The organism is Streptomyces sp. LMG1-1-1.1 (assembly GCF_040815545.1).
Taxonomy (GTDB): Bacteria; Actinomycetota; Actinomycetes; order Streptomycetales; family Streptomycetaceae; genus Streptomyces.
Window position 1 is genome coordinate 33,866 of sequence record NZ_JBFPNH010000028.1, and the last position, 9,320, is coordinate 43,185.

Below are 9,320 nucleotides of genomic sequence, written 5' to 3' on the forward strand. Positions count from 1 at the left end.
TCCCCGATGTGCCGTCAACTCACCTGATATGGCGCCGATTCCGGCATGCCGGGATGATCTTCCTTAAGCGAACCTGAAACCGTGACGCAGCTCACACGAGACGGCCGCCCCGCACCCTTCGCGAGGAGGGTACGGGGCGGCCGTCGGGCGCGGTGCGGGTCAGCGGGCGGAGCGGTTGACCGCCGAGATGACCGCCTTCAGGGACGCGCGGGTCGTGTTGGCGTCGATGCCGATGCCCCACAGGACCTGGCCGTCGATGGCGCACTCGATGTACGAGGCGGCCTGCGCGGACGCGCCCTCGCTCATCGTGTGCTCCTGGTAGTCCAGCAGGCGGGCGTCCACGCCGATCGACTGCAGCGCGGCGAAGAACGCCGAGATCGGGCCGTTGCCGGCGCCCGTCAGGACGGTGTCGACGCCGTCGACGACCGCCTCGACGGTCAGCGTGTCCGTGCCGTCCGTGTCCGAGGTGCTCTGGCCGGAGCGCAGCTGGATGCGGCCCCAGGCGTTCTCCGGGTTGGGCAGGTACTCGTCCTGGAAGACGGACCAGATCGCGGCCGGCGTGACCTCGCCGCCCTCGGTGTCGGTCTTCTGCTGGATGATCTTCGAGAACTCGATCTGCATCCGGCGCGGCAGGTCCAGCTTGTGGTCGTTCTTCAGGACGTACGCGATGCCGCCCTTGCCGGACTGCGAGTTGACCCGGATGACCGCCTCGTACGAGCGGCCGACGTCCTTCGGGTCGATCGGCAGGTACGGCACCGCCCACTCGATCTCGTCGACCGTCTTGCCGGCGGCGGCCGCGTCGGCCTCCATGGCGTCGAAGCCCTTCTTGATGGCGTCCTGGTGGGAGCCGGAGAAGGCCGTGTAGACCAGGTCGCCCGCGTACGGGTGGCGCGGGTGGACCTCCATCTGGTTGCAGTACTCGGAGGTGCGACGGATCTCGTCGATCTGCGAGAAGTCGATCTGCGGGTCGACCCCCTGCGAGAACAGGTTCATGCCCAGCGTCACCAGGTCGACGTTGCCGGTCCGCTCGCCCTGCCCGAACAGGCAGCCCTCGATGCGGTCCGCGCCCGCCATGACGGCCAGCTCGGCCGCCGCCACGGCGGTGCCGCGGTCGTTGTGCGGGTGGACGGAGATGCAGACGAACTCGCGGCGCGTCAGGTTCCGGGACATCCACTCGAACCGGTCCGCGTGCGTGGACGGCGTCGAACGCTCCACGGTGGCGGGCAGGTTGAGGATGATCTCGCGGTCCGGGCCGGGCTGCCAGACGTCGCAGACCGCCTCGCAGACCTCCAGGGCGAAGTCCAGCTCGGTGTCGGTGAAGATCTCCGGGCTGTACTGGTAGCCGAAGGTCGTCTCCGGACCCAGCAGCTTCTCCGCGTACTCCATGACCAGGCGGGTGCCGTCCACGGCGATCTGCTTGATCTGCTCCTTCGAACCGCGGAAGACGACCCGGCGGAACGTGGGGGCGGTGGCGTTGTACAGGTGGACGGTGGCGCGCTTGGCGCCCACCAGCGACTCCACGGTCCGCTCGATCAGGTCCTCACGGGCCTGGGTCAGTACGGAGATGGTGACGTCGTCCGGGATCGCGCCCTCTTCGATGATGGAACGCACGAACGCGAAGTCGGTCTCGCCGGACGACGGGAAGCCGACCTCGATCTCCTTGTAGCCCATCCGGACCAGCAGATCGAACATCTCGCGCTTGCGCGCCGGGGACATCGGGTCGATCAGGGCCTGGTTGCCGTCACGCAGGTCGGTGGACAGCCAGCGGGGCGCCTTGGTGATGCGCCGGTCGGGCCACGTGCGGTCGGGGATCTCGACGGCCTCGTACCGGCCGTACTTGTGGATCGGCATACCGGACGGCTTCTGCAGCTGCGTCGCGTTGGTGACGGGCGTGGGGCGGCTGACGAAGGGGGACTGGGACATTGCGTTGGGCTCCTCGGGTCCAGCAAGAAGGACGGCCGACTGTCGAACGCAACACCAGGTCCCGCGGGGAGGGGGTCGGCCTACGACTACAGGCCCTCGCCGCGGCAGCTAAGGAGAAGCAGCCCGAAACGCATGATGGGCGTCACCATAGCCCAGCTCCGTGGAGCACGGACGTCCTGTTCCAGTATGCGGGACGGCCGCCGCGTCAAGCCCGAATGGTGACCCATCACTCCATTTCGCCAATCCTCGTCTCTTCTCGTGACAGCGACATCACGCAGTGCCACATTGCAGGGATGCATCCCCACACGCCCGCCTTCTGCTCGATCGTGCCGCCCCACCTCCTGGAGCACCTGGCCCGCTCCTCCGACCCGGCCATCGCCGCCGCGGCCCGCCGCACCCTGGTCGCCGACGCCGCCGCCCGTACGTTCCGGGTGCTGCCGCTGCCCGGCGCCGCGCCGACGCTCGCCCCCGGCGACGCCGGCAAGCCCCACCGCACCGTCCACGACTGCGCCCGCGGCACCGACCTGCCGGGCCCCAAGGTCCGCGGCGAGGGCGAGGAGGCCGTCGCCGACGCCACCGTCAACCGGGCCTACGCCGGCCTCGGCGCCACCTTCGACCTCTTCATGAACGCCTTCGGGCACGACTCGATCGACGGCTCGGGCCTGCCGCTGATCGCCTCCGTCCACTACGACGAGAACTACGGCAACGCCTTCTGGAACGGCGAGCAGATGGTGTTCGGCGACGGCGACGACGAGATCTTCCTCGACTTCACCCTCCCCGTGGACGTCATCGGCCACGAACTCACCCACGGCTTCACCCAGTACACGGCGAACCTGGAGTACTTCAGCCAGTCCGGCGCCCTCAACGAGTCGGTCTCCGACGTCTTCGGCTCCCTCGTGAAGCAGTACGCCCGCGGCCAGAGCGCCCAGGACGCCGACTGGCTCATCGGCGAGGGCCTCTTCCACCCGAACGTGCAGGGCGCCGCGCTGCGCTCCATGAAGGCCCCGGGCACCGCGTACGACGACGACGTCCTCGGCAAGGACCCGCAGCCCGGCCACATGGACGACTACGTCCGCACGGGCCGCGACAACGGCGGGGTGCACATCAACTCCGGCATCCCCAACCACGCCTTCTACCTGGCCGCGACCGAGCTCGGCGGCAACGCCTGGGACCGGGCCGGACGGATCTGGTACGACGTGATGACCGGCGGCACCCTCACCCCCGAGACCCGGTTCTCCGAGTTCGCGGCGGCCACCGTGGCGGCGGCCCGCGCCCGGTTCGGCGACGGCGAGGAGATCCAGGCCGTCCTCAAGGCCTGGGCGGCGGTGGGGGTGCCCACCGACTGACCGGCTGGTAGACAGGGCCCATGCGAATTCGAGTGCGGCGCACCGGCGGTTTCGCGGGCATCGAGCGGTCGGCGGAGGTGGCGGTCTCGGACCCCGAGCTGGAGTCCCTGGCCGCCACCGTCCTCGCGGACGGCGACGGCGACGTCCGGGGCGTCCCCGACGGCTTCTCCTACGAGATCACCGTCGACGGCGTCACCGTCCGCTGCTGCGACCCCCGCCTCACGGACGCGCAGAGGACCCTCGTCACGAGGGTCCTCAAGGAAGGCGCGTAGCCCCAGGGGGTCCGGCCGATCAGGCGGGCCTGATCGGCCGGCCCGCTAGAAGCCGAGCTTCCGGAGCTGCTTCGGGTCCCGCTGCCAGTCCTTCGCGACCTTGACGTGGAGGTCGAGGAAGACGGGGGTGCCGAGGAGCGCCTCGATGTGCTTGCGGGACTTCATGCCGACCTCCTTGAGCCGGCTGCCCTTCGGGCCGATGATGATGCCCTTCTGGCTGGGGCGCTCGATGTACACGTTGGCGTGGATGTCGAGGAGCGGCCGGTCCGCCGGGCGGTTCTCGCGCGGGATCATCTCCTCGACGACCACCGCGATCGAGTGCGGCAGCTCGTCCCGTACGCCTTCGAGCGCGGCCTCCCGGATCAGCTCCGCGACCATGACCTGCTCCGGCTCGTCCGTGAGGTCGCCCTCCGGGTAGAGCGGCGGGGACTCCGGCAGGAGCGGGATGAGCAGGTCGGCGACCAGCTGGACCTGCTTGTCGCCCACGGCCGAGACCGGGACGATCTGCTGCCACTCGAAGCCCAGCTCCTTGCCGAGCTGGTCGACGGCGATGAGCTGCTCGGCGAGCGTCTTGGAGTCGACCAGGTCGGTCTTGGTGATGATCGCGACCTTGGGCGTCTTCTTGATCGCGGCGAGTTCCTTGACGATGAACTTGTCGCCGGGGCCGAGCTTCTGGTCGGCGGGCAGGCAGAAGCCGATCACGTCGACCTCGGCCCAGGTGGTGCGCACCACGTCGTTGAGCCGCTCGCCCAGGAGGGTGCGCGGCTTGTGGAGGCCGGGGGTGTCGACCAGGATCAGCTGCGCGTCCGGGCGGTGCACGATGCCGCGGACGGTGTGCCGGGTGGTCTGCGGCCGGTTCGAGGTGATGGCCACCTTCTGGCCGACCAGAGCGTTCGTGAGGGTGGACTTGCCCGCGTTGGGGCGGCCGACGAAGCAGGCGAAGCCGGCCCGGTGGACGGCTTCGGTTTCTTGGTTGCGAGCGCTCATGGGGGCCATTGTCCCCGATGAGCGCCCGCCTCACGCACTCAGTGCCCGGCGGCGCCGTATCCGCAGGCCGAAGAGGCCCGCCGCGCCGCCCACGGCGAGGACCGCGGCGGCGAGCCACGGCAGCGCCAGGAAGGACACGGTGCCGGTCTCCCGCACGTCCTTCGCGGTGGCCGTGAGGGTGACGTCACCCCAGTCGAGCTGCGGGGAGCCGGTCCACCGCTCGGTGAGCCGGATCTTCTGCCGGGGCAGCAGCTCCGCCGGGACCCGGGCCAGGTCGCGGTCGAGGAGGGTGCGCCCGAAGAGCCCCCGGGCCTTCAGCTCGACCTTCGGGTTGAGGGTGACGTTGCCCCGGTTGTGCAGGGTGTACGAGACGAGGGCGCTGCTCGTGCGGGTGCCGGGGACGAGCGGCCGGTCCTGGTCGAGGGTGACGTCCTCGACGGCGAGCGCGGGGACGGTCGGCCCGTTGACCCGGAGGTAGAGGCGGGCGGCGACCGCGCGCTGGACGCCGACGGCGACGGCGCCCTTCCCGCCGGCGCTGATCCGCTCGTCGAGCGCGACGAGGGCGCCGGGGTGGTCGCCGGGGTCCGCGTCGGCGGGGACCGCGAGCGTGTAGGCGACGGTGACGGCGGAGCGGGGCGGGACGGTGACCCGGGTCCGCTCGGGCTTGATCCAGGCACCGGCGCCGGTCTGCTTCTCCGCCTGGGTGCGGACGGCGAAGCCGCCGTCCCGGTCGGTGTTGTAGGCGTCGGCGCCGTACAGCCGGAAGGTGAGCGGGGCGGCGGTCTTGTTGGCGACGGTGACCCGGTCGGTGAGGGTGCCGCCGGGGTCCGCGGAGAGGAAGAAGTAGGGGCGGCTGCCCAGCCGCGCGGCGGCCGGGTAGACGGCCCACTCGCCGTTCTCGGCGGCCTCCGCGCTCGGCGCGAGGGCGGCCAGCACGAGGAGGGTGCTCAGGAGGAGGACGTACGGCTTGGTGCGCACGGGTGCGGAACCCCCCGGGGGTGCGGAGACGGAGCGGGCCGGCCGGGTGCGCGCCCGGCCCGCGGGGTGGTCAGGACAGCGTCAGCGTGAGCACGCCCGCGTACGAGCCGGGGGCGGTGTACGCCGGCACGTCGAGGGAGAGGCCCGCGTCGACGGTGAACTCACCGCCCGTGAGGGTGCCGTTCGGGGTGGAGGCGAGGGTCGCGCCGCCACTCCCGACCGGTCCGGCCGAGCCGGCCGCGCAGGTGCTGGGGCTGCCGGCCTTGGCGGTGCAGGCGGGCGTCCAGCCGAGGTTCCCGGCGCCGATGGCTCCGCCGGGCCCGGTGAAGTCGGTGACCTTGCCGGTCAGGGACCAGCCCGCGGGTCCGCCGCGGAAGTCCTTGACGGTCACCGTCTGCAGGGCGCCGGTGGCCGCGCCGCCCGTGCCGAAGTCGACCGAGGACAGCTGGACGGCGTCCCCCGCCTGGGTCATGGACAGCTCGCCCGCGGTGACGGCCGCGGTGATCGTCTGACTGTTCGGCGGAGTCGGCACGATCACCTTGTACGCGGCGGGTCCCGCGCCCTTCTCGGCGTCCCAGGCCGCGCCCTCGTACGCCACGATCCCGGTGGTGGCCGGGTCGTTGACCTTCAGGCGCGCGGCGAAGCCGCCCTCGCTGTCGGTCGTGACCGTCATCTTGTCGGCGGTCTCGGCCGCGCCGGACCGGCCGACGACGGTCACCTCGGTGAGCGGGGTGAACGCGGCGCCGGTGACGGTGACCCGGACGCCGGGGTCCCCGGACGCGCTGTCGAGCTGGAGCGTGCGCGTGTTGGGGCTGGTGACGGGGCTCGCGACGACCGTCTCGGAGACCGGGGCGGGCGGGTTGAGCACCGTACAGGGGGTGTCCAGCTCCATGAGGTAGCTGGTGTGGATGTTGTAGTCGCCGGGCGAGAGGGTGATCGAGCCCGCCGCGGTGGCCGTGAAGGTGCCCGTCATGGAGAAGCCCGGGAAGGCGCCCTTGCCGGGGACCGGCGGGTTCTTCTTGGGGCCGGTGACGGTGACCGTGCCGGTCTGGGCGCCGCCGAGGACGACCTTGCCGCTGGGCGTCAGGATGTCGGCCGGGAGCGCGAGGTCGACGGGGTTGGACGCGGCGGGCTTGGTGACCGCGTAGGTCACGGTCACGGTCTCGCCGACCTTGGGGTTGGGCTTGTCGACCGTGATCTGGGCGGTGGTGGTGCCCTCGATCGGCGGGATCTGGGCGATCGGCGGCGGGACGCAGCGGGTCTGGAAGTCCACCGACTGCGAGACCGCGCCGGCCGGAGCGGCGAGTACGCCTCCGCCGGCGACCGCGAGGGCGGCGACGCCGAGGACGGCGGTCCAGCGCCGTCTTCGGGTCGCCGCCCGGGATCGATTGAGTGCCATGGGTGTGCCCCCTCCTGAGGGATGAGTGGGCGCCATTGACGGCTGCGGGCGGAGAGAAGTCAATGGCATCGGGAGACATCGACTGATGACCCATCAGCTTCTGTCAAGATCACCCTCTGGGTGGCGTTTCCCCAGGTCAAGAGGGCCGGAGCGGCCGCCGGGCACACCAGAGACCGGTGCCGCCGAGGGCGACACCGGTCGAGGGGCGGGACGTGCTCAGCTGAAGACGAACGGGCCGGGCGACTGGGACGTCAGCGCGTCGCAGTTCACCGTGACCCCGAAGATCACCATCTTGAGGGCGACCCCCGCGAAGTACGAGTTGAGACTGTCGCCCGAGGCCACGGTCCCGCTCAGCGGGCCGATGACGACGGACTGGCCGGCACCGAGCGCCGGGTTCTTCTTCCCGGTGAAGACCCGGGTGCCGCCGCCGCCCTTGGCCATCGTCAGGGTGGCGTTGATCGAGTCGGCGCCGACCGCGATCGGCGTCGTGATGGCCGAGGTGAGCTTGATCGTCGCGGCGGTGCCGCTCTGCGTGGCCGTGAGGGTGGCGGTGCCACCGCCCCAGCTGCCGCAGTCGTACGTGGCCGTGGCGGAGCCCGGCGCGACGGCGCCGGCCGTCGGTGCGAAGGCGAGTCCGGCGGCGGCGAGCGCCCCGGCGAGTACCGCGACGGTTCCTAAGCTGCTTCTGCTTCTCATGGCGGGTTCGTACCCCTTCCGATGACGAACGCAGGGGGTGCGGACACTGCGTGGAGGGCGAATATCTGACGGTCCGTCGGGCGAACCGTTGCCATTGATGCGCAGACGACCGGGGAAGGCAAGAGAAGATGCGGTGATCCTTCACAAACGCGCAAGGACCCGGCGGCGTGCCGGGTCCTCGACGCGTCCTGCCGTCACCGTCCGACTCAGCCGGCCGTGACCGCCGTACGCAGCTGCCCGTCGGGGCCCGCGAGCAGCACCGGGGTCTCCGGGCCGCCGAGGTCGCGCACCGCGGCGCGGTCCTCGTCCGACGCGGCCCCGGCGTTCGACACGACGGCCGCCGCCTCCAGGGACTGGGCGCCGCTGGCCACCGCCATCGCCACCGCCGTGCGCAGCGCGCTCAGCTTGAGCGACTCCAGCTCCACGGTGCCGGCCACGTACGTCCGGCCCGTCTCGTCGCGGACGGCCGCGCCCTCGGGCACGCCGTTGCGGGCGCGGGCGCTCCGCGCCAGCGTGATGATCTTGAGGTCCTCGGCGCCGAGGTCGCCGTGCTCGCTGCTGAGTGTCATGCCCCGAGCATAGGTCGGGGGCCGGACACGACCGGAGGGCGTCTCAACCCTCGACCGCCCCGTCTCAGCCCGCGACGGTCGGGGATCAGCCCTCGGTCGTCCGGGGATCGGCCCGCGACCGTCCGGGGGATCAGCCCGCCACCGTCCGGGATCAGCCCGCGACCGTCCCGGGATCAGCCCGCCACCGGGTACATCGCGCCGCGGCGGCCCGCCGGCGAGACGAGCCACTCCAGCTTCTCGGCCGTGTCGGCCTCGGGGAGCGGGGTGTGCAGGACGATGACGAGGTCCGGACGGGCCGGGACGCGGAGCTGGGTCGCCTCGACGACGAGCGTGCCGACGATCGGGTGCTCCATCTCCTTGCGGTTCTGGCCGCCGGGCAGGATGTCCCGCCGCTCCCACAGCTCGACGAACTCCTCGCTGCGCTCCTTGAGCTCGTCGATCACCGCCCGGAAGCCGCCGTCGTCGTCGCACTCCGAGCAGGCCGACCGGAACTGCGCGACCACCTTCGGCGCGAGCTCCTCCCAGTGGCCCACCCGCGACCGGTACAGCGGATCGGTGAAGAACGCGATCATGCAGTTCTGCGAGATCTCCGGCCGCATCCCGAGCACGATCGCCGCCGCGTCGTTGTACATGACCGTGTTCCAGTACTGGTCCATGATGTGCGCCGGGAACGGCATCCACGCGTCGATCAGGCGCCGCAGCCCGTCGCACATGTCCCGGTCCTCCGGGGCCGCCTCCAGGGCCGGCGGGTTCAGGGCCGCCAGGACGTACAGGTGGCGCCGCTCCGCCGGGCTCAGCCGCAGCACCCGCGCGACCGAGTCGAGGACCTGCGGCGAGACCGTGATGTCCCGGCCCTGTTCGAGCCACTGGTACCAGGAGACCCCGACGCCCGCGAGGACCGCGACCTCCTCCCGGCGCAGCCCCGGGGTGCGGCGGCGCGCACCGCCGTCCGGGAGCCCCGCCTCCGCCGGACTGACCCGGGCCCGACGGCTCATCAGGAACTCGCGCAGTTCGGCGAGTCGGTGCTGCTTCGCTCCGGCGCTCTCGAGGACCGTGGCCACGTGTGCTTCCTCCCCCTGGACGCATGGCGGACACCCGGCGGTGCCTGGTGGTGCCTGGTGGTGCCTGGTGGTGCGACCAACAGGATAAG

Annotated in this window: 9 protein-coding genes; 2 read left to right on the plus strand and 7 right to left on the minus strand. The window is 71.6% G+C overall.

From position 1 onward, the window contains the following. Window positions 1–159 precede the first annotated feature (159 nt). A complete protein-coding gene (gene leuA, locus MRBLMG1_RS16520) occupies window positions 160–1,923 on the minus strand; it encodes a 2-isopropylmalate synthase (protein ID WP_367824774.1) in 1,764 nt (587 codons plus the stop codon). Window positions 1,924–2,216: 293 nt separating this feature from the next. Here leuA and MRBLMG1_RS16525 point away from each other — a divergent pair, with 293 nt between their 5' ends. Together MRBLMG1_RS16525 and MRBLMG1_RS16530 are read left to right on the plus strand one after the other, a co-directional pair. Continuing rightward, window positions 2,217–3,269, plus strand: coding sequence for a M4 family metallopeptidase (locus MRBLMG1_RS16525; protein WP_367824775.1), 1,053 nt, complete (start codon window positions 2,217–2,219; stop codon window positions 3,267–3,269). A gap of 20 nt (window positions 3,270–3,289) precedes the next feature. Further along, window positions 3,290–3,541: a protealysin inhibitor emfourin gene (locus MRBLMG1_RS16530; RefSeq protein WP_367824776.1), complete on the plus strand. Its 252-nt coding sequence runs from the start codon at window positions 3,290–3,292 to the stop codon at window positions 3,539–3,541. A 45-nt stretch (window positions 3,542–3,586) separates the two neighbouring features. Here the strand turns inward: MRBLMG1_RS16530 and era are convergent, their stop codons facing one another. The 6 genes from era to MRBLMG1_RS16560 form a co-directional block, all read right to left on the minus strand. Beyond that, window positions 3,587–4,537, minus strand: coding sequence for a GTPase Era (gene era / locus MRBLMG1_RS16535; protein ID WP_017239245.1), 951 nt, complete (start codon window positions 4,535–4,537; stop codon window positions 3,587–3,589). 21 nt (window positions 4,538–4,558) lie between these two features. Then, complete coding sequence (locus tag MRBLMG1_RS16540; protein WP_367824777.1) at window positions 4,559–5,506, minus strand: WxL protein peptidoglycan domain-containing protein; 948 nt, start codon at window positions 5,504–5,506, stop codon at window positions 4,559–4,561. A gap of 70 nt (window positions 5,507–5,576) precedes the next feature. Beyond that, window positions 5,577–6,905, minus strand: coding sequence for a beta-xylosidase (locus MRBLMG1_RS16545; RefSeq protein WP_367824778.1), 1,329 nt, complete (start codon window positions 6,903–6,905; stop codon window positions 5,577–5,579). Between the two features lie 216 nt (window positions 6,906–7,121). Beyond that, the gene (locus tag MRBLMG1_RS16550) at window positions 7,122–7,601 is read right to left on the minus strand and encodes a hypothetical protein (RefSeq protein WP_367824779.1); all 480 of its coding nucleotides are present in this window, start codon (window positions 7,599–7,601) and stop codon (window positions 7,122–7,124) included. Window positions 7,602–7,807: 206 nt separating this feature from the next. Further along, complete coding sequence (locus tag MRBLMG1_RS16555; RefSeq protein ID WP_367824780.1) at window positions 7,808–8,170, minus strand: cytidine deaminase; 363 nt, start codon at window positions 8,168–8,170, stop codon at window positions 7,808–7,810. A 173-nt stretch (window positions 8,171–8,343) separates the two neighbouring features. Then, on the minus strand, window positions 8,344–9,231 hold the full coding sequence (locus MRBLMG1_RS16560; protein WP_367824781.1) for a helix-turn-helix transcriptional regulator: 888 nt from the start codon (window positions 9,229–9,231) through the stop codon (window positions 8,344–8,346). Window positions 9,232–9,320 lie beyond the last annotated feature (89 nt).